Annotated in this window: 22 protein-coding genes; 1 reads left to right on the forward strand and 21 read right to left on the reverse strand. The window is 64.9% G+C overall.

All coding sequences use genetic code 11. The features are described from left to right. Window positions 1-84: 84 nt before the first annotated feature. The 17 genes from CYJ22_RS04195 to rpsB form a co-directional block, all read right to left on the reverse strand. A complete protein-coding gene (locus CYJ22_RS04195) occupies window positions 85-456 on the reverse strand; it encodes a phosphopantetheine-binding protein (RefSeq protein ID WP_101601369.1) in 372 nt (123 codons plus the stop codon). Continuing rightward, entirely contained in the window at window positions 456-959 is a 504-nt protein-coding gene (locus tag CYJ22_RS04200; RefSeq protein WP_003792798.1) for a DUF3145 domain-containing protein, read from the reverse strand. Before CYJ22_RS04200 ends, CYJ22_RS04195 begins: the two co-directional genes overlap by 1 nt. 170 nt (window positions 960-1,129) lie before the next feature. Continuing rightward, window positions 1,130-1,621: a peptide deformylase gene (gene def, locus CYJ22_RS04205; protein WP_007588752.1), complete on the reverse strand. Its 492-nt coding sequence runs from the start codon at window positions 1,619-1,621 to the stop codon at window positions 1,130-1,132. A gap of 1 nt (window position 1,622) precedes the next feature. Continuing rightward, the gene (locus CYJ22_RS04210) at window positions 1,623-3,431 is read right to left on the reverse strand and encodes a proline--tRNA ligase (protein ID WP_007588791.1); all 1,809 of its coding nucleotides are present in this window, start codon (window positions 3,429-3,431) and stop codon (window positions 1,623-1,625) included. A gap of 80 nt (window positions 3,432-3,511) precedes the next feature. Then, the gene (locus tag CYJ22_RS04215; protein WP_034496531.1) at window positions 3,512-3,952 is read right to left on the reverse strand and encodes a hypothetical protein; all 441 of its coding nucleotides are present in this window, start codon (window positions 3,950-3,952) and stop codon (window positions 3,512-3,514) included. 81 nt (window positions 3,953-4,033) lie between these two features. Then, a complete protein-coding gene (locus tag CYJ22_RS04220) occupies window positions 4,034-4,537 on the reverse strand; it encodes a hypothetical protein (RefSeq protein WP_007588762.1) in 504 nt (167 codons plus the stop codon). A 19-nt stretch (window positions 4,538-4,556) separates the two neighbouring features. Then, window positions 4,557-5,723, reverse strand: coding sequence for a flavodoxin-dependent (E)-4-hydroxy-3-methylbut-2-enyl-diphosphate synthase (gene ispG, locus CYJ22_RS04225; protein WP_034496559.1), 1,167 nt, complete (start codon window positions 5,721-5,723; stop codon window positions 4,557-4,559). A 126-nt stretch (window positions 5,724-5,849) separates the two neighbouring features. Continuing rightward, window positions 5,850-7,091: a M50 family metallopeptidase gene (locus CYJ22_RS04230; RefSeq protein ID WP_007588715.1), complete on the reverse strand. Its 1,242-nt coding sequence runs from the start codon at window positions 7,089-7,091 to the stop codon at window positions 5,850-5,852. A gap of 2 nt (window positions 7,092-7,093) precedes the next feature. Next, on the reverse strand, window positions 7,094-8,365 hold the full coding sequence (gene dxr, locus CYJ22_RS04235) for a 1-deoxy-D-xylulose-5-phosphate reductoisomerase (RefSeq protein ID WP_101601371.1): 1,272 nt from the start codon (window positions 8,363-8,365) through the stop codon (window positions 7,094-7,096). Continuing rightward, window positions 8,365-8,913, reverse strand: a complete 549-nt coding sequence (locus tag CYJ22_RS04240) for a DivIVA domain-containing protein (RefSeq protein WP_101601374.1) — start codon at window positions 8,911-8,913, stop codon at window positions 8,365-8,367. Before CYJ22_RS04240 ends, dxr begins: the two co-directional genes overlap by 1 nt. A 2-nt stretch (window positions 8,914-8,915) precedes the next feature. Further along, complete coding sequence (locus tag CYJ22_RS04245) at window positions 8,916-9,278, reverse strand: DivIVA domain-containing protein (RefSeq protein WP_101601553.1); 363 nt, start codon at window positions 9,276-9,278, stop codon at window positions 8,916-8,918. 32 nt (window positions 9,279-9,310) lie between these two features. After that, a complete protein-coding gene (gene rlmN, locus CYJ22_RS04250; RefSeq protein ID WP_007588736.1) occupies window positions 9,311-10,543 on the reverse strand; it encodes a 23S rRNA (adenine(2503)-C(2))-methyltransferase RlmN in 1,233 nt (410 codons plus the stop codon). Between the two features lie 38 nt (window positions 10,544-10,581). Further along, window positions 10,582-11,493, reverse strand: coding sequence for a phosphatidate cytidylyltransferase (locus CYJ22_RS04255; RefSeq protein ID WP_101601377.1), 912 nt, complete (start codon window positions 11,491-11,493; stop codon window positions 10,582-10,584). Continuing rightward, entirely contained in the window at window positions 11,493-12,050 is a 558-nt protein-coding gene (frr, locus tag CYJ22_RS04260; RefSeq protein ID WP_007588703.1) for a ribosome recycling factor, read from the reverse strand. The genes CYJ22_RS04255 and frr overlap by 1 nt, the downstream gene beginning before the upstream one ends. A gap of 39 nt (window positions 12,051-12,089) precedes the next feature. Then, on the reverse strand, window positions 12,090-12,800 hold the full coding sequence (gene pyrH / locus CYJ22_RS04265; RefSeq protein WP_003795332.1) for a UMP kinase: 711 nt from the start codon (window positions 12,798-12,800) through the stop codon (window positions 12,090-12,092). Window positions 12,801-12,930: 130 nt separating this feature from the next. Continuing rightward, the gene (gene tsf / locus CYJ22_RS04270; RefSeq protein ID WP_101601379.1) at window positions 12,931-13,758 is read right to left on the reverse strand and encodes a translation elongation factor Ts; all 828 of its coding nucleotides are present in this window, start codon (window positions 13,756-13,758) and stop codon (window positions 12,931-12,933) included. Between the two features lie 25 nt (window positions 13,759-13,783). Further along, window positions 13,784-14,614, reverse strand: a complete 831-nt coding sequence (gene rpsB, locus CYJ22_RS04275) for a 30S ribosomal protein S2 (protein WP_034466423.1) — start codon at window positions 14,612-14,614, stop codon at window positions 13,784-13,786. A gap of 408 nt (window positions 14,615-15,022) precedes the next feature. Between rpsB and CYJ22_RS04280 the strand changes: the two genes are divergently transcribed. Continuing rightward, window positions 15,023-15,547 (forward strand): M23 family metallopeptidase, encoded by a 525-nt coding sequence (locus CYJ22_RS04280; protein ID WP_081493499.1) that lies wholly within the window; start codon window positions 15,023-15,025, stop codon window positions 15,545-15,547. A gap of 79 nt (window positions 15,548-15,626) precedes the next feature. Here the strand turns inward: CYJ22_RS04280 and CYJ22_RS04285 are convergent, their stop codons facing one another. The 4 genes from CYJ22_RS04285 to CYJ22_RS04300 are packed head-to-tail and all read right to left on the reverse strand — an operon-like array spanning window position 15,627 to window position 19,685. Further along, the gene (locus CYJ22_RS04285; protein ID WP_101601381.1) at window positions 15,627-16,538 is read right to left on the reverse strand and encodes a tyrosine recombinase XerC; all 912 of its coding nucleotides are present in this window, start codon (window positions 16,536-16,538) and stop codon (window positions 15,627-15,629) included. 9 nt (window positions 16,539-16,547) lie between these two features. Further along, the gene (gene dprA, locus CYJ22_RS04290; protein ID WP_007588785.1) at window positions 16,548-17,708 is read right to left on the reverse strand and encodes a DNA-processing protein DprA; all 1,161 of its coding nucleotides are present in this window, start codon (window positions 17,706-17,708) and stop codon (window positions 16,548-16,550) included. Then, window positions 17,701-19,215, reverse strand: coding sequence for a YifB family Mg chelatase-like AAA ATPase (locus CYJ22_RS04295; protein WP_050980926.1), 1,515 nt, complete (start codon window positions 19,213-19,215; stop codon window positions 17,701-17,703). The genes dprA and CYJ22_RS04295 overlap by 8 nt, the downstream gene beginning before the upstream one ends. Before the next feature lie 29 nt (window positions 19,216-19,244). After that, complete coding sequence (locus tag CYJ22_RS04300; protein WP_034496555.1) at window positions 19,245-19,685, reverse strand: YraN family protein; 441 nt, start codon at window positions 19,683-19,685, stop codon at window positions 19,245-19,247. Between the last annotated feature and the right edge of the window lie 57 nt (window positions 19,686-19,742).

Genomic DNA, 19,742 nt, shown 5'->3' on the forward strand with positions numbered 1-19,742 from the left:
CCATGGTAGGCCCTGTAGGCCCGAAATTCCGGCACTTTACGAACATTGGAAGCGTCGTTGAAGCTCCGCTGAGAAGGTCTTTCGCTAGTGATTGGACGCGGCGTCAGAAACGGCGTCAAGCAGGTCCGCGAGCGTCACCCATTCCTGGACCTGAGCGTCATTCAGCGTCACCTTCGCCTCGCGTTCCACGCGCGCGACGACGGCGTAGAGGGACACGTCGTCCATATCCAGATCGCCGCGCAGCGTGAGCTCTCCGCGCGCATCGGCGGGATCGAGCTCCGCCTCGTCGAGCACGGCCTCCATCGCGGCCTCCCGGGCGCGGTCCTGGGCGGTCTCAGCGACACTTTCGGACGAGGCAGGGGCCGCGTCGGGCGCCTCGTCGGACGCATCGGAGTCGACCAGCTGCGCTAAGCCTGCACGCAGCTGGTCACCGAGCAGGTCGGCGATGGAGCCCATCAGCCAACCCGATTGTTGAGCCAACGCACGGGCGCACCGGCACCGGCGTGGCGGAAGGACTCAAGTTCATCATCCCAGGCCTGGCCGAGAGCCAGGTCGAGACCCTCGCGCAGCTCCTCGTACGTCGTGGCGGACTCCAGGGCCGCACGGATGCGGTCCTCGGGCACAACGACGTTGCCGATGGTGTCCATCTGGGAGTGGAAGATACCGAGGGAGGGCGTGTGGCACCAGCGGCCACCGTCGCTCGAGGCCGTTGCCTCCTCCGTCACCTCGTAACGCAGGTGCTCCCAACCGCGCAGAGCGGACGCCAAACGGGCGCCCGAGCCGATCGGTCCGACCCACGAGAACTCGCAGCGAACCATGCCCGGCGCCGCTTCCTGGTCCGACCACTGGAGGTGAACCTCCTGGCCGAGCGCGGTGCCCAGCGCCCACTCGATGTGCGGGCACAGAGCGGGCGGTGTTGAGTGCACGAAAAGTACACCGCGGGTGTATGACCCTCTCATTGTTCCTCCTGTTGGCTTTGTCAGGATCGTCTTCCCCTACGCCCTAAACTGCCGTGAGTCGCAATGATCTGCGCCGAGACGGCGCACACGATGTGGTTACAGGATAGTCGAACGCGCCTGGGAATGCACTCCATTCCCCGGCGCGTCCACGCCTGCATGTGGCCAGATGCTCAGAAGCCAGCGTTGCGGATGTCGCGCAGCGCCTTCTTGCGGGTCGGGCGATCAAGACGGTCGATGTAGATGTGGCCGTCAAGGTGGTCGCACTCGTGCTGGATGCAGCGCGCCATGAGCTCCTCGCCCTCGACGACGACCTTCTTGCCGTCCAGGTCCGTGCCCTCGCAGCGCGCGTACCAGGCGCGCTCGGTCGGATACCACAGCTCGGGCACCGACAGGCACCCCTCGTCGCCGTCCTGGTACTCGTCTTCGCTCAGCGCGACGATGCGGGGGTTCAGCACGTAGCCGATCTCGCCGTCGATGTTCCAGGAGAACGCGCGCAGGCTGACGCCGATCTGGTTGGCGGCCAGGCCGGCACGGCCGTCCATGTCGACGCCCTCGAGCAGGTCCTCCACGAGTGCCTTCACGTTCGGCGTGATCTCCGTGATGGGATCGCAGACGGTACGCAGGACGGGGTCACCGATGATGCGGATGGGACGAATAGCCATGTCACTCCCCCTTCAGGGCTGCAGCGTGGAGCTCGCGCAGGCGCGCGACGGCTTCCTCAACGGGCACGACGATGGTCTCACCGGTGGCACGCACGCGGATCTCCACCTCGCCGTCGGCCAGCGAACGACCGACAACCAGGCCGAAGGGCACGCCCACGAGCTCGTAGTCCTTGAACTTCACGCCGGCGCTCACCTTACGGCGATCGTCGACGAGAACGTCCAGGCCGACCGCGTCGAGCTGCTCGCCCAGTGACTGCGCGGTCTCGAAGACCTCGTCGCCCTTGCCGGTGGCCAGGACGTGCACATCGAAGGGAGCGATCTGTGCGGGCCAGCTCAGGCCCTTGTCGTCGCAGTTGGCCTCGGCCAGCGCTGCCATCACGCGGGTAACACCGATGCCGTACGAGCCCATGGTGACGACCTGGGTCTTGCCGTTCTCGTCGAGGACGGTGAGGCCCAGGGCCTTGGCGTACTTGCGGCCCAGCTGGAAGATGTGGCCGATCTCAATGCCGCGCTCCAGGTGGAGGGGGCCCGAGCCGTCGGGCGCCAGGTCGCCCTCGCGCACCTCTGCGGCCTCGATCGTGCCGTCGGCGGTGAAGTCGCGACCCATGACGAGGTTGAGGACGTGACGCTGCTCGGCGTTCGCGCCTGTCACCCAGGCGGTACCCTCGACGACACGCGGGTCCACCAGGTAGCGCACGGAACCGGAGGCGTTGCCGTCCTCGTCCACGACGCGCTTGGGCGAGTTCGGTCCGAGAACCGTGGGGCCGATGTAGCCGCGCACCAGCTCGGGGTGCGGCTCAAAGTCGGAATCCGACGCCATCTCGACCTCGGCGGGGGCCACGGAGGCCTCGAGACGCTTCATGTCGATATCGCGGTCGCCGGGGATGCCCACCACGAGGAGCTCGCGCTCGCCATCCGGGTGCGTCAGTGTGACGACGACGTTCTTCAGCGTGTCGGCGGCGGTCCAGGGGCGGTCCTCGCGCGGGTACTGCTCGTTGAGCAGGTCAACGAGCGACTCGATCGTCGGAGCGTCGGGGGTGGGCACCTCGAGGGGCGCGGGCACGCCGGACGCATCCTGAGCCTCGGGCACGGGGGTGGTCACAGCCTCGGCGTTGGCGGCGTAGCCACCCGGGGACGCCACGAAGGTGTCCTCGCCGATCGGTGAGGGGTGCAGGAACTCCTCGGAGCGCGAGCCGCCCATCGCGCCGCTCATCGCGGAGACGATGACGTAGCGCAGGCCCAGGCGCTGGAAGATGCGCTCGTAGGTGTCACGCTCGGCCTGGTAGGAGGCGTTCAGGCCCTCGTCGTCAATGTCGAAGGAGTAGGCGTCCTTCATCACGAACTCGCGGCCGCGGATCAGGCCGGCGCGCGGACGAGCCTCGTCGCGGTACTTCGTCTGAATCTGATACAGCGTGGCGGGCAGGTCCTTGTACGAGGAGTACATGTCCTTCACCAGCAGGGTGAACATTTCCTCGTGCGTGGGGGCCAGAAGGTAGTCGCCGCCCTTACGGTCGTTGAGCTTGAACAGCGTCGGGCCGTACTCTTCCCAGCGGTTCGTGGCCTTGTAGGGTTCTGCGGGGATTAGGCCCGGGAAGTGAACTTCCTGAGCGCCCATCGCGTCCATCTCCTCGCGGACGATGTCCTCGATCTTGCGCAGGGTCCGCAGACCGAGGGGCAGCCACGTGTAGATGCCGGGTGCGGAGCGGCGGATATAGCCGGCACGCACCAGAAGCTTGTGCGAATTGACCTCGGCGTCGGCCGGGTCTTCACGCAGGGTTCGCAGGAAGAAAGTCGAGAGATTTCGAAGCATGCTCCAAGAGTACGGCACGCACAGGGCCCGGGGCCACCGGCACAGCCGCGTAGCCCCTCATCGGCACGTCAGCGAAACTCTCAGATAACCGCGCGGGTGCCGAGCTCGCGTTCACGGGCACCCGGGTGCGACGCGTAGTAGCGGCGGGCCATCCAACCCGGGTATGCCCACGCGGGCAGACCACCGAAGTAGAGGGCCTGAACAGCGGCAGCACCCATCAGGGCGAGCACACCGATGACGAGGCCGAGCGAACCAAGCGTGTCGAGGCCGCGTGCCTCGCGCGCCATCAGATCCGCGGTCAGGAACCACAGGAGAGACAGGAGCGGCATCAGGGGCCACACGACGCGCCCCATCTCACCGGCCGCGTGTCCGGCACCGAGCTCGAGACGCACCGAGACACGGCGCGCGCTGGCGCCAATGCCGAACCAGGCCCACGCCCACACGAGAGCGATAGCGAGACCGACGAGTGCGATCAGAGCGGTGGAGTTGGACACAGCGTCCCCCTTCGGACAAAGCAACATCCCCGTTGGCGTTGCGTACTAGGTGATACTACAACATCAACGGGGATTGCTGTCCAACCGAAAAGGCGGGAACGAGACTAATCAGGCATCAACGAGGCCACCGACGCACGCATCGCGCAGATCGCGCAGCATGGACAGCGACGACAGCGACTCGGCGGCGACGCCCGCCCACGCGAGCGCACGGTCGCGCCCCTCGGCCACGTGACGCTCGCGGATATGCAGAAGCGTGCGCGAGGGCGAGAGCGGCAGGAGGGCAATGACGCAGGTGCCCGAGGCCTCGGCCCCTTCCGGGGCGGCCGGAGGTGCGACGCGCATCAGGATGTGGTCCTCATCCTCGATGTCGATGATCGTGGACTCGTCCTCGGGCTCAAAGACGTGGCCAAGCACATCCCAGACGACCGACGCGGGTGCGTCGATCGCGATACCGCGGTCGACCACAACGTTGGCTCCGGGGAGAATCAGGTCGCCGGGCAGCGACACGTCCGCCTGCGAAGCCGTCAGGCCGATACGACGAGGAAAACCAGTGGCCGCGACGGCGCACACGCCAGCAACCAGGGACAGGCACGCGAGAGTACGAATACGCATGGATTGCTCCTCAAAAAGCTCAGAAGTCGATGCCCGGGAGCTTGACGTCCGGGGCGGTAATCGGGGCGACCTCGACGCTGCCGGAACCCGGCTCGAGGCCAAGCTCCTCGGCGAGGGCGTTTGCGCGGCGGATCAGGGTCTCAACGATCTGATCCTCGGGAACGGTCTCGACGACCTCGCCGCGGATGAAGATCTGGCCCTTGCCGTTGCCCGATGCGACACCCAGGTCGGCCTCGCGCGCTTCACCCGGGCCGTTGACAACGCAGCCCATGACGGCGACGCGCAGCGGAACGGTCAGGTCCTTGAGGCCCTCAGTCACGTCTTCGGCAAGCGTCCACACGTCCACCTGCGCGCGACCACAGGACGGGCACGAGACAATCTCGAGCGTCTTCTCGCGCAGGCCCATGAACTCCAGCATCTTCGTGCCCACCTTGATCTCCTCGACGGGAGGAGCGGACAGCGAGACACGGATCGTGTCGCCGATGCCCTCAGCCAGCAGAACGGAGAAGGCGGACACGGACTTGATGGTGCCCTGGAACGCGGGGCCGGCCTCGGTCACGCCGAGGTGCAGGGGCCAATCCCCCGCCTCGGACAGCATGCGGTAGGCCTGAATCATCGTCAGCACATCGTGGTGCTTGACGGAGATCTTGAAATCGTGGAAGTCATTCTCCTCGAACAGCGAGGCCTCCCAGATCGCGGACTCGACGAGGGCCTCGGGTGTCGCGCGACCGTACTTCTTGAGCAGTCGCGGATCCAGAGAACCGGCGTTGACGCCAATGCGCAGCGACACTCCGTGGTCAGAGGCGGCCTTGCAGATGTCCTTCACCTGGTCATCGAACTTGCGGATGTTGCCCGGGTTCACGCGAACCGCACCACAGCCGGCCTCGATCGCCTGGAACACGTACTTCGGCTTGAAGTGGATGTCAGCGATCACCGGGATCCGCGATTGCTTGGCGATGATCGGCAGCGCGTCCGCGTCTTTATCCGTCGGGCACGCCACACGCACAATGTCGCAGCCAGCGGCCGTCAGCTCTGCGATCTGCTGCAGCGTCGCACCAATATCGTGCGTCTTCGTGGTCGTCATGGACTGAACGGATACGCGGGCGCCCCCGCCCACGGGCACGTCACCGACCATGATCCGACGCGTCTGCTTGCGCGGGAACGGCGACGCCGCGACTTCGGGCATACCAAGGTTGATTTCACTCACCGATTCATTATCGCGCACTGTGCGCATCCTTCCCACACGGACCACGCACGCGTGGTCAGGCTCGCTTTCGTCGGCGGCTCCTCCGCCCACCTCACTACCGGGTCGTCAGCCCAGCGACACCGGCTTGACGATATCCGCCACGATCAAAATGACACTCATAGCGACCAGCAGACCGCCCACCGCCCACGTCAGGGGTACCAGGCGAGCGGTATCCGCCGGACCGGGATCCTCTGCCCCGCGCACACGAGCAATCATGCGTCGCACCCCCTCATACACGGCACCGAGAATGTGCCCGCCGTCCAGGGGCGGCAGCGGAATGAGGTTGAAAACAAACAGGGCCATGTTGAGCGATGCCAGCAGGCTCAGCAACACCGCAACAACCTGACGAGTATCCTGCAGGCCCAACGCCTGAGAATCGCCCGTGACCTCCCCAGCCAGGCGGCCGACGCCTACCACGGACACAACACCCGAAGAGTCCCGCTTTTCGTCGGTAAACACCGAGCGGCCCACCTGCCACACCGCCTGCGGCAGCCGCGTCACGACCGCCGTCGTCCCGGTAAACATCTGCCAGTTGGCGGCGGCCACGTCAGACAGTGAGGCCGACACATACTCGTAACCGGCGGTCACGCCGACAATGCGCGCCCCCTGAGATCCCGTCACCGGAGACACCCTCAGGTCGACGGTGCCACCGTCGCGCTCGACCGTCAGTACAGCGGACTCACCCTCCTGGGTGGCTCCCACAGCGCGCTGCAGGTCAGCGAAAGTGGCCACAGGCTGCCCGTTCCACGCGACGACCGTATCCCCGGGACGAACCCCGGCCTCGTACGCGGGAGAGGACACCTCCCCCGACGCGCTCGTCACCGTCGTCGGCACCTCCGCGATGGTGCGTGACGCCGTCGGGGCACCAATACCCATCATGGCGATGGCGGAGAGCACGAAGCAGATGAGCAGGTTCATCAATGGACCACCGAGCATGACGGTGATCTTCTTCGGAGCGCTCAAGTGATAGAACGCGCGGTGCTCCTGCCCTTCTGGGATCTCCTCGGCCGAGGCCTCGCGCGCCTCTTGGGCGAGAGTCGGCTTACCGCCGCGGCCCACGAGCCGCGTGCCCGGGCGCGCGGGTGCGTACATGCCGACGATCTTCACGTAGCCGCCCAGCAAAATTGCGCGCAGGGCATACGTCGTGTCGCCGATCTTCTTCTTCCACAGCGCAGGCCCAAAGCCCACCGCGTAATCGGGAACGAGGACACCGAACTTCTTCGCGGGGACCATGTGCCCCACCTCGTGAAGGGCGACAGACGCCAAAATTCCGATGACGACAACGACGATACCGACGAGAGAGCCCACGCTCACATATCCTTCCACTGGCCGACGCGAACAATCTCGCGTGCGCGCTGATCAGCCCAGCGCTGCGCGGCCACAATATCTTCCAACGAGGGATCGGCAACACCCTCGTGCTCGTGCACGACCGTCGAGACCGTGTCGACAATCGCCAGCCACGGGACGTCCCCAGCGATGAAGGCATCAACCAGCACCTCGTTCGCGGCGTTGAGCACCGCGGGGTGTGTCGCCGACGCGGCGACCGCGAAGCGCGCGAGGTCGATGGCGGGGAACGTCTCGTTATCAACCGGCTCGAACGTCCATTCGGAGGCCGCTGACCAAGTCAGAGGCTTCTCCACGCCCTCCAGGCGCTCGGGCCACGCCAGCCCGAGCGCGATCGGCAGACGCATATCCGGGGGCGACGCCTGAAGCGTCGTCGCGCCATCGCACCACGTCACCATCGAGTGCACGATGGACTGGGGGTGAACAGTTGCGACAATGTGTTCGGGTGCCACATCAAAGAGCAGGTGTGCTTCGATGAGTTCCAGTCCCTTGTTGATGAGCGTCGACGAATTAATCGTGACGACGGGACCCATCTGCCACGTCGGGTGCGCGAGCGCCTGCTCTGCACGCACACCCCGCAGCTGGTCGCGCGTTCGACCACGGAACGGACCCCCCGACGCTGTCAGCACGAGGTCGGCAACCTCGGAACGCCCCGACACAACAGGAGAGGTCAGACCACGCTCGTGCACGCCCGAGGCCAGGGCCTGAGCGATCGCCGAATGCTCGGAGTCCACGGGGACGATCTGCCCCGGGAAACGCATGGCGTTCTTCACAAGGGCGCCACCAACGACGAGAGACTCCTTGTTCGCCAACGCCAAACGAGCACCGCACTGCAGAGCCGCAAGCGTCGACGATAGGCCCACTCCCCCAGTGATGCCGTTGAGCACCACCGGCGTCGCGCTCGGGTACAACTGCGTTGCACGTTCCACCGACGCACACACGACCTCAACCGACGCATCGTCACCGACGAATACCTCGGGGCATGTACCGCCCAACGACGCGACGGCAGCCGACAGCTCCTCGCGCACGTCGCGAGCCACACCCACGTACGTGGGATTCAAAGCGACGATCTGCGCGGCAAGCTCAGTAATTGATGCACCGCCCGCGCTCACACCGATCACATCGAAACGCCCGCTGTGCGCTTCGATCACCTCACGCGCCTGGGTACCGATCGATCCCGTCGACCCCAGCAGGACAACGGGAATTGTGGTCGCGTATTCCTCCACCGACACGGGCATCAGTCAACCGCGAGCAGGATCTCGACCGCACGGCCCAAATACGCGTCGACCGGGCCTTCCGCGTAGGCCTTCTTGCCTCGCTTGGGCCGGAAAGTCGCCGTACGGATTTCCTCGGCGGTCAGCTCCCCCGCCTCGTCGAAGTACGCGGCGATACGATCCAGAAGATCATCAACCTCGTCGCAGGCGTAACCGCGGCCCGAGGTCGGGTGCGAGAAGCGCTCACCGCGCGGACGCTGGAGGCGCGGGTACAGCGTCGTCGCGCGGTCCGCCACGCGGTCGTACCACGCGGCCTCCCCCTCGGCGGCGACGGAATCCGCGCGATCACGGTTGACGAACGCTGCTTCCAGACGGTTCATCGCCCCATCGACGGCTTCGATGTCGTAACCGCGGCTCTTCAGCTCGAACGTCGCCAGACGCACCTGCTCAGAGCTGAACTGCTCCGGAGGGACGCCACCCTCGTAGGCGCGACGCGCATCCTCAAAGAAAGCATCGACCTGTGCGCAGTCGTAGCCCTTCGAGAAGAGACCAACCCTAGGAAACTCAGTCATGACTACTCCTTCTCCTGTGTCATGGAACGAAGAATCTGATCGACGGCCTCAGGCGTGCCGAAATCAGCATACTCAGAGGAAGCGGGAGTCGGCTCCACACCTGGAAGCCTCGCAGCGTGAACGTCACTGCCAGCACTATTCTCATCCTGCGTCACCCGCCTGCGCTCGGCATGACGCAGCATCTCAATGAGACGGTCGATCTCCGCGTCGACCTCCTCGTCATTGAAACCGCGCAGCTTCACAGAAAACTCCACATCCAGAGCCTTCTGAGCCGTCACGACCCTGTCTGGGTCCGTCTCCTCGCCCATCAGTGTGCGTTCAACGTCCGCGAGAAACGTCAGGACCTCGTTCGCGTCGTAACCCATGCGCAAGAAACTGCGAGAAAACTCTGTCCTGATCACGCGCGCGCCTCCCTGACCGGTCGCTTGCCCTCAGCAACCGCTGTGGCCAGCTGCCCGCACGCCCCATCGATATCCGAACCGCGCGTATCGCGAATCGACGTCGCAATGCCGTTGTCACGCAGGCGCTTGACGAATGCCTCCTGAGCGCTGCGCGTCGACGCCGTCCAAATAGAACCCGGCGTGGGGTTGAGAGGAATCGGATTGACGTGCACCCAGCCGTGGCCTCGTTTATTCAGCTCGTCGGCCAACAGCTGCGCGCGCCATTCCTGATCGTTCATGTCCTTGATCAGTGCGTATTCGATCGACACACGTCGCCCCGTGGCCAGGAAGTAGGCACGAGCAGCATCCAGGAGTTCGCCGACTTTCCATCGCGAGTTGATCGGGATCAGTTCGTCACGCAGATCATCGTCGGGGGCGTGCAGCGAGACCGCGAGGGTCACAGGCATGCCCTCCCCCGCCAACTTCTTGATCGCCGGAACCAGGCCAACAGTAGAGACGGTGATGTTGCGAGCGCTCATGCCGAAGCCCTCGGGCGCCGGATCGATCAGGCGATGCAGGGCAGCGACAACGGTCTTGTAGTTGGCGAGAGGCTCACCCATGCCCATAAAAACAACGTTCGACAGGGTCGTCGGCCCGCCCGCCAGCTTACCGTCACGGCACGAGGCCTGGGCCTCGCGCACCTGATCGACGATCTCGGCGGTCGACAGGTTACGCGTCAGGCCCATCTGGCCCGTCGCGCAGAACGGACACGCCATACCGCAGCCCGCCTGCGAGGACACGCACAGGGTGGTGCGCTGCGGGTAGCGCATGAGAACAGACTCAACCTGCGCGCCGTCGTACAGCCGCCACAGATCCTTAATCGTGCGACCGCCGTCAGCCTCGAGAGAGACCACCTTCGTCACGAGGCCGGGAAGGAGCGCCTCCGACACCGCGTCGCGCATTCCCACTGGGATATCGCTCATCTTCGCGGGATCCGCTTCGAAATGCGTGAAGTAGTGACGCGAAAGCTGATCGGCGCGGAAACCCGGCAGGCCAAGATCCTTCAGCACCTGCTTGCGGCCTGCCGCATCCAGGTCGGCGAGGTGCGACGGCGCCTTACCCCGCCGCTTCGCAGTGAACGACAGAACCGGCTTTGCGTCCTTGTGCGTCGCGCCCTCCGGCGGCTGGTCCGTCGGGCGCACCTCACGGCGCGAGCTACGGCGCTGAAGGTCAGCCAGGCTCGTCGCCATACGTTCGTGAGACCCGCGAGGTTCCTTCGTCGATTGACTCAATGGCTAGACTCCCAAGAAATACCCGGCAGCGCCCACGCGAAAATAAAGTAGGCAACCGGCGCGCTCATGAGCAGCGCGTCCACTCGGTCGAGAACGCCGCCGTGCCCAGGCAGGATCTGCGACATGTCTTTCAGACCTGCCTCACGCTTGATCAGCGACTCTGTCAGGTCCCCCATCGTCCCCACGAAAGCAATGGCGATACCGGCGATGAGGCCCCACCACCAGGCGGCGCCGAGTAGCCACAGACCCACCGAGCCGACAGCCATCGCGGTAATCGCGGAACCGGCGAAGCCCTCCCACGACTTCTTCGGAGACAGAGCGGGAGCCATCGGGTGCTTGCCGAACATGACGCCGGCAGCCCAGCCACCCGTGTCGTTGGCAATCACCATCAGCTCGAAGACAACGAACACCCACGGGTTATGCCATGCCGCGAGCATCAGGACAACGAAAGACGCGAGGAAGGGAACGTACACGGCCGCAAACGTCGAGGATACGACGTCACTCATGCGCGATTCCTGACGATGATCGAGCAAACGCCACGCCGCACACACAAACACCGTGATGTACAGAGCGAAGAGCATACCTTCGCTGCCAAGCCACCACGCGCAGGTCACCATGCCGATGGAGCCGACGTACAGCGGCGTGACCGTCAGGGTGACGCCCATGCGCGCAAACGCACCCGCCAGCTCCCAAATACCAACGAGGCACACAAAAGCGATGACGCCAACGAACGCAGGCAGCGACGTAAACAGCGGTACCGCAACTGCGGCAATCAGGACAACCGCAGTGGTAATTGCCTGCGGCAGGTTACGCCCGGCCTTCCCCGTCGACCCACTCGCGGGATGATTGTCGCGAGTGGGCCCCGGGGAAAAGACTCGGGCAAGAATCGAACGATCAGTTGATGCCATCAGATCGTCAGCAGTTCGCTTTCTTTCGTGGCGAGCATCTTGTCGATCTGCTCGGTGTGAGCCTTGGTCATGGCGTCCAGCGACTTTTCAGCGCGATCGACGTCGTCCTCGGAGGCCTCGCCATCCTTCTTCAGGCGGTCGAGCTGATCCTTGGCCTTACGGCGCACGCCACGCACGGACACGCGACCGTCCTCAGCCTTGCTCTTGGCCTGCTTGACGTATTCCTTGCGGCGTTCCTCCGTCAGGGCGGGCAGAACGACGCGCACAACGTTGCCATCGTCGGTCGGGTTGACGCCGAGGTCGGACTCGCGCAGCGTGCGGATGATCTCCTGCGTCGCGGTGCGGTCGAAGGGCGAGATGAGAACAGTACGGGCCTCGGGAATCTGGAAGCTCGCAAGCTGCTGCATCGGCGTGGGGGCGCCGTAGTAGTCAACCATCAGCTGCTCGAACATCGAGGAGGTCGCACGTCCGGTGCGAATATTCGCAAACTCGTGGCTGGCCGCGTCCACGGCCTTGTCCATCTTTTCCTCGGCTTCGAGGAGAATATCGTCGATCACTATGTGCTCCTTATAAGTCAGTGGTCTGTGAAGGTTATATCACGCCGTCACTAGGGTACCGATTTCATCGCCCATCAGCGCGCGGGTGACCGCACCGTCGCCGCCCATGCCGAAGATGCGGGTGGTCAGCCCGTTGTCGCGGCACAGCGCCAGCGCAGATCCGTCGATCACCTTCAGATCGCGGCGCAGAGCCTCCGAGTACGTCAGCGTGTCGAATCGGTGGGCATCGGGGTTCTTGTTCGGATCGTCGTCGTACACGCCATCCACGCCGTTCTTGGCAACGAGGAGTTCGTCGCAGTGAATCTCAAGGGCGCGCTGTGCTGAAACGGTGTCCGTGGAGAAGTATGGGAGGCCGGCACCTGCGCCGAAGACGACCACGCGGCCCTTTTCCAGGTGACGAATCGCTCGAAGCGGCAGGTAGGGCTCGGCAACCTGCGCCATCGTGATCGCGGTCTGCACGCGGGCGGGGACACCCGACTGGTCGATGAAGTCCTGGAGTGCCAGAGCGTTCATCACGGTACCGAGCATGCCCATGTAGTCTGCTCGCGAACGCTCGAGGCCCTCTCGCGCAAGCTGAGCGCCACGGAAGAAGTTACCGCCGCCCACGACGATCGCAACCTGCACGCCCTCGCGCACTGCCGTCGCGACCTGCTCCGCAATGTTGCGGACGACCTTGGGGTCCAGGCCAATCGATCCACCTCCGAATGCCTCTCCGGACAGCTTGAGCAAAACGCGGCGGTTCGTCGACATGACGCTTCTCCTTTGTAACGGCCCGGGAAGGGCGGAACGGTTAAGAACCATACTACCTGGTAAAAGGGAAGCGGCCCCGCCGTTCGGCGGGACCGCTCCCATTTGTCAGCAAGCTGACGACGTGGCCAGATCAGGCACCGACGTGCACGCGCACGAAGTTGGTGACCGTGGCGCCGGCCTCCTTGAGGACCTGAGCAACGGACTTCGAGGGGTCACGCGCGAAGGCCTGGTCAACGAGGCAGTTGTCCTTGTAGAACGCGTTCAGGCGGCCCTCAACGATCTTGGGAACGATGTTGGCGGGCTTGCCTTCCTCAAGCGTGATCTTCTCGAGGGTAGCGCGCTCCTTCTCGAGCACGTCGGCCGGAACCGAATCGCGATCGAGGTAGGCGGGCATGTAGGCGGCAACGTGCATCGCGATGTCGTGGGCAACGGACTTGCCGGCGGCATCGGTGACGACGAAGACGCCAACCTGCGGGGGCAGGTCGGGGTTGGTCTGGTGCAGGTAGAGGTCGACGTTCTCGCCCTCAACGCGCACGATGCGGCCAACCTGCAGCTTCTCGCCAATGATGGCGGCGAAAGCGTCCAGGCGGTCCTTGACGGTGCCCTCGCCCATGGGGGAGGCGAGCAGCGCGTCCAGGTCGGAGGCACCAGAAGCGACGGCGGCGGCCAGGACCTCGTTGGAGAAGTCGATGAACTTCTGGTTCTTGGCAACGAAGTCCGTCTCGGAGTTGACCTCGACCAGCACGCCGACGGTGCCGTCGGTCTGCGCGGCCAGCAGGCCGGCGGAGGCCTGGCGGCCCTCGCGCTTGGACAGGGACTTCAGGCCCTTCAGGCGGATGATCTCGAGAGCCTTCTCGGCGTCGCCGTCGGCCTCGGTCAGAGCCTTCTTGACATCCATCATGCCGGCGCCGGTCTGCTCACGCAGCGCCTTCACATCTGCAGCGGTGAAATTCGCCATCGGATGATTCCTCTCAGTTAAAAGTTCAGTCCTGCTTGGTGGTCGACTCTTCGGCGACCTCAGCGGCGGCAGCTTCGTCAGCCTTGACCTCGCCCTCGAGGAGCTCGCGCTCCCACTCAGCCAGCGGCTCAGCAGCGGCTTCTTCGCCCTTCCCCTTGCGGACGTCGGAGCGAGCGATCAGGCCCTCGGCGACGGCGTCGGCGATCACGCGGGTCAGCAGCGCGACGGCGCGGATGGCGTCATCGTTGCCGGGGATGCGGTAGTCGACCTCGTCGGGATCAGCGTTGGTGTCGAGGATGGCGACGATCGGGATGCGCAGCTTGCGAGCCTCGGAGACCGCGAGGTGCTCCTTCTTGGGGTCGACGATCCACACGGCCGAGGGAACCTTGGTCATGTCGCGGATGCCGCCCAGGGTGCGCGAGAGCTTGTCCTTCTCGCGGCGCATCATGAGCAGTTCCTTCTTGGTGTGACCGGAGGAGGCCACGTCGTCGAAGTCGATCTGCTCGAGTTCCTTCAGGCGCTGCAGACGGGTGGCAACGGTCGAGAAGTTGGTGAGCATGCCGCCGAGCCAACGGTGGTTCACGTAGGGCATGCCGACGCGCTGGGCCTGCTCGGCCACGGCTTCCTGAGCCTGCTTCTTGGTGCCAACGAAGAGCAGGGTGCCACCGTGGGCGACGGTCTGCTTCACGAAGTCGAAAGCGATGTCGATGTCAGCAATGGTCTGCTGCAGGTCGATGATGTAGATGCCGTTGCGCTCGGTGAGGATGAAGCGCTTCATCTTCGGGTTCCAACGGCGAGTCTGGTGGCCGAAGTGGACACCGGACTCGAGGAGCTGACGCATGGTAACGATTGCCATGGTTCGTCCTTTCCCCGCAAGTCGCGAGTGATCAGTGGGGTTTCCCCCGGGGTTATCGGTTTGCTGTGCGCGTTACGCACCCTGGTGCCATGACCGGCGACCATCCCCGAAGGGACCGAAGCCGCCGCGCCTCGCTCCCCTGGCGGTTTCCCGTGGGTCGCGATAATGGCACGCGAAGTCACCTGCACAGAGCAAGTGCCCGGCTATCTTACCTCACAAGTGCACACATGTCCGACACCAGGCGGATGAGACGTTGCCTACTGGATTAATCTTCGACGAGGCCGGGGCCACCTGTCGCGTCCGCGTACCGACCACTCGTTATCCACAGGACCAATTCCGAAGTCACCCATATCCACAGGTGCCTCACAACAGCTGGACGAACAGTGCTGCAGCTCCCAGTCTGTAGTCATGACTCCACCACAGCCGTCACGCACCCGTTTCTTCGCGGCGTCACTCATCTTCTTCGTCGTTCTCGCACTGCTTGTCCCTGATGCAGCGTACGCAGATGCAACGCCACGCGACGAGCGGTGGCAGTGGCCCACGGGCACACCGGTGCCCGTCGTCGCAGGATTCGCACCACCTGCCCACGATTGGCTGCCCGGGCGTCGTGGAGTCACACTGCAGTATCCGGCAGGCTCCCCGGTCTACGCCTGCTCCGCGGGAACGGTCACCGTCGCTGGACCGGTTGCGGGCCGCAGTGTTGTCTCAATCCTTCACAGCGTCGGAGGGCGGGACATCTGGTCGACGTACCTTCCCATCACCCCCACCGTTGTCGTCGGTGAGCACGTGGAGAAAGGTGACATGATCGGGGTCATCGAAGGGGACTCCCAGACACTGCACTGGGGGGCGAAAACTGGGCGACGAACGTACATCAACCCGATACGCATGACGCTCGGGCATCCGCGGCTGTTGCCATGGGATGACGCGCCATAACGAATGCCCAACCGCAGGAGGTGCTAGTAGTGATACAAGAATCATCGGAAGCAGTGCCAACACCTCCAGATCAGAGCGCTTACGCGCGCGGGTGTGCCCGCTGGTAGATCGCGCTGAGCCGGGCGGTATCCACGTGGGTGTAGCGCTGGGTAGTTGACAGCGACGAATGCCCCAGCATTTCTTGCACCGCGCGAAGGTCGGCACCTCCCTGCAGCAGGTGCGTCGCCGTCGAGTGCCTCAGCCCGTGGGGCGCAACGTCGTGCACACCGGCGTGTGCCGCCATCTTGTGCACCATCGAACGCACAATGCGCGGATCGATGCGTCCACCCTTATCTCCGAGGAAGAGAGCCTGTCCGCTCCGTTCTCCGGCCAACTGGGGACGGCCTCGCACGAGCCAATGATCGAGCGCATCGGCTGCGGGAGGCCCGAAGGGAACCACCCTCTCTTTGTTGCCTTTACCGACGACCCTCACGGTGAGGGCCTCACGGTTCAGGGACGAGATGTCGAGGCCGCACACCTCGGAGACGCGCAGTCCGCAGGCGTACGTCAGCTCGAGGATCGCCCAATTGCGGATCTGGGACGCGCCACCCATCGCTGCCTCATCCCGAGCGGCGTTGAGAAGCACCCTCGCATCGGATTCGTCGAGTGGAGACGGCAGACGCTGATCGGCACGTGGAGATGACAGGAGCGCCGCGGGGTCGCTCACCAGGATTCCTTCACGCATTGCCCAGGAGGTGAAGTTGCGAATCGCGGCGGTGTGGCGCGCGATAGTCGAGCGCGCTCCCCCATCCGCGAGGGAGCGAGCCAGCCAGGAACGCACTGCGCGCTGCGTGAGCGCCTCTCGCAACTGCTCAGGGGTCGCGTCCGCGTCGAGCGAGAGGAACTCCATGAGCGAGTGAAGATCCCCGAGGTACGCGGAAACTGTGTGGGGGCTCATCCGCCGCCCAAGGCGCAGGTACTCTTCCCAGCGCTCCCCCACGTTGCCTGTCATATCGATATCCTATGGCCTGCCTCCGCCTGTTCGCGTCCAGCCACGCGTCGTTCCGGCCACTAGGCCCGCAACCGAGAGCTCCATGAGCGCGTAGTTCACTTCTTCGCGCGACAGGGCCGCGGCGACACAGATCGCTTCGACCGACGCGGGAGCACTCCGGGGAAGTGCCTCCCACACCCGACGTTGAGTCGGCTCCAGGGCATCAACCCCGTGATCGTCGTCGACGGGCATACCGAACAGAGGCTGGGTGGCGTCAACGCTCACCGGGCGCACGAGTTCGAGGGCGTCGCGCCCATCGCGGATGATCGTCGCTCCGTTGCGCGCAAGCTCGAGGCACCCCACCGACATCGGCGCGTCGACCGCGCCGGGGACTGCGCCTAGCTCACGCCCGTATTCCATGGCACGACGCGCCGTCGCAAGGGCACCGGAGCGCGCTCCGGCCTCGACAACCACGGTTGCTCCGCTCCACGCAGCGATCAGCCTATTCCGTGTCAGGAACCGCCATTTCGCTGGCCTGGCGGTTGGCGCAACCTCGGAGATCAGGGCGCCACCGCCATCAAGGACGGCGCGAAAGTCGCCACCGTGGCACGCGGGGTAGGGATTGCACACGCCCCCTGCGAGGATGCAGATCGTGCGCCCACGCGCGGACAGTGCACCCCGGTGAGCTTCTATGTCAATGCCTATCGCACCCCCAGACACCACCGTCACCCCTGCCGTAGCAACGAGTGCCGCCATGTTGCGTGCGCACCTGTTTCCCGCGCCGGTGGAAGCGCGAGCTCCCACGATAGACAGATGATGATCCGCCTGCGGAGCCTCGGGCAGGTCGCCGAGGAACCACAATCCCATTGGCTCCTCCTCCCCCAGGCATGCAAGGTGCTCTGGCCAGCGTGGATCGCCGGGTGTCATGAATCCGCCGCCCGCACGAGCGACGCGTGTCAGCTCACTGTCGATGTCAACCGAGAGGGCGCGCTGCCTCCACCGATTCCACTGCGTGTGCCAGTCAATCCTCGAGTGACGGGCAAGCGCCAACGGCGGTGCCGACCAGCTCCCGATCAGCCACGCGCGCGCATCTCGATCCCCTAAGGACTGACGAAGAATGCGTGCGCACGGATCAGCCGGCTCAGCGACGGCAGACCACCAGGCGGCCTCCCACAGTTCAGTGTCATTCATAGTGATCCGCTCCGTTCCGCAGCTGCTGCGCTGCAACAATGTGGTCAAAGGTGGGCCGAGGCGCAGCCTCGAGATCGGCGAGCGTCCATGCCAGGCGTAGCATCCGGTCGATTCCGCGCATAGACGAGTGACCGGAATCGACGAGCCGATCAAGTTGATGAATGAGAGAAGCATCGATGCCTGAGTGGTGTCGCAGCCACGCTCCCGGAAGCTGCGCGTTCATGGTCCACGGTGTGTCCTTAAGACGCGTGCGTGCCCGCGAGCGAGCCTCGATAACACGCCCACGTATCGACGCGGAATCACGTGTCTGTGTCGACGCCAGGTCCGCCCGGCTGGGGGTATGCACGTCAATGCGGATGTCCATTCGATCCAGCAACGGCCCGGACAAACGCGCGAGATACCTGCGTCGATTCATCGACGAACAGGTGCACCGACGTCCTCCGTATCCGCCTCCGCACGGGCAGGGATTTGACGCCATCACCAGTTGGAATGCGGCGGGATATCGCGCCTGAACACCGGAGCGGTGCACATGGATGACGCCCGATTCAAGGGGTTCACGCAGCGAGTCAAGGACGGAGGGAGCAAACTCGGCAGCCTCGTCCAGAAAGAGGATCCCCCCATGCGCCAGCGAGGCTGCCCCGGGGACGAGCGTGCGTGTGCCGCCACCGATCAGTGCCGGCATGGTCACCGAGTGGTGTGGGGCTTGGAATGGAGGCCGCGTCATCAGCGATATCGAGGAGGGCAACAGGCCCGCCACCGAATGCAACGAGGTGGTGACGAGAGCGGTGTCGGCGTCGAGATCTGGAAGTATCGTCGGGAGTCGGGAGGCGAGCATCGTCTTGCCGGATCCGGGCTCTCCCAGAAGAAACACGTGGTGCCCACCGGCAGCGGCAACTTCCAGAGCCGCAATTGCTTCCGGCTGACCGCGCACGTCGGCCATGTCTGCGAGGGTCGTATCACCGTCACGTTCCCCCTCGCGGTGCACACCCATCCTCCCGTGGAACGGAGCCTTCACAGCCTCTCCCCCGGCCCACGCGATCAGGTCAGCCAGATGCGCGAAGTCCAGGACATCAATGCCGCTGACCAGACGCGCTTCCTGGGCGCATGCCGACGGCACAATCACCCGGCGAACGCCCCGCGAACGCGCCGCGAGGACAGCCGGCAGCACCCCGCGCACCGGCTGAATACTTCCATCCAACGCAAGCTCACCAACGAGGACCGCATCCTCAAAAGCCACCGGTGAGACAAGGCCCGTGGCCAGAGCAATGGACGCCGCGATCGAGAGGTCAAAAGCCGACCCCGACTTCGGAATGCCCGCAGGGGACAGATTCACGGTGATGCGTTGGTCCAAGACGTCCAGGCCGCACGACTCGAACGCAGCGCGCACGCGATCGCGTGCCTCGCGCACGGAGGTGTCGAGCAGGCCGACGAGCGTGAACGCCACGAGGCCCGACCCCGCGTATGTCTCCACGTCGACAAGGTGCCCCTCGATACCGACGATGCTCATGGAATACGTGCGCGCAAGCCCCGGCCCTCTCATTGCACACCCCGCAACCACACGACCTCTGCCCCCAGAGCGCGAAGATCCACGGCCTCGTCCATGGGAGCCGGCCACGATTCCAGCATCCGCGCGTCCACGGTGATGGCGACGACGTCGATACGCACACGCGAAGCAAGATGACCGTGGGCCCTGCACCACGCACCCGTCAGCGCTCGAAGCCGCGCCACCTTGCGATGGTCGACCGACGCAAGCGCACTCCCCTTCCTGCGCCCGACCCTGGTGCGCACCTCCACGATCACGGTCCACGAACGCGACGGATCGGTCTCGTCACGCGCGATGATATCGAGCTCGCCCCGGCGACCATCACGCCAGTTAGTGTCAAGAAGGCGCAGACCAGCCTCTTCGAGCGCCAGTCGAGCGGTGTATTCGCCCGCAGCGCCAATGGCCCGACGATCGGGCCGTGTTGAGCATTCCATCATGGATCACCTCCACACCCACAGTGCGCCAACCAAGGACAGCGGCACAACGCGAAA

Origin of the sequence: Schaalia odontolytica (assembly GCF_002847525.1) — a bacterium.
GTDB classification, from domain to species: Bacteria; Actinomycetota; Actinomycetes; order Actinomycetales; family Actinomycetaceae; genus Pauljensenia; species Pauljensenia odontolytica_B.